Here is a 304-nt window from a genome sequence, read left to right on the forward strand (position 1 = left end):
GCCCTGGGGGTCGTGCTGCCTGACGGCACGGTGAGCGGGCAGGGCGCGGTCGACTACCGGCTGCGCCTGCGCCCCGACGCGCCCCCGCGACTGGAGCTGACCGGCGATCTCGCCGGGCTCGGTCTCAGCATCCCGGCGCTCAACTGGCGCAAACCGGCCTCGGCCCCCGGCATGCTGACCGCCAGCCTCCGTCTCGGCCCGGTGCCGGCGGTCGATGCGTGCCGCCTCTCCGCCGCGGGGCTGGAGGCCGAAGGTCGCATCACCCTGCGCGCGGGCGGCGCCGGGCCGGACCGGATCGCGCTGG

1 protein-coding gene is annotated in these 304 nt (G+C 78.0%); it reads left to right on the forward strand.

Annotated features, from left to right (window positions below; translation table 11 throughout):
* The coding region (locus tag E0702_RS19205; protein WP_165927593.1) for a hypothetical protein at positions 1-304 on the forward strand (304 nt) is incomplete at both ends.

Source organism: Halomonas marinisediminis (assembly GCF_004347715.1).
Classification (GTDB): Bacteria; Pseudomonadota; Gammaproteobacteria; order Pseudomonadales; family Halomonadaceae; genus Halomonas; species Halomonas icarae.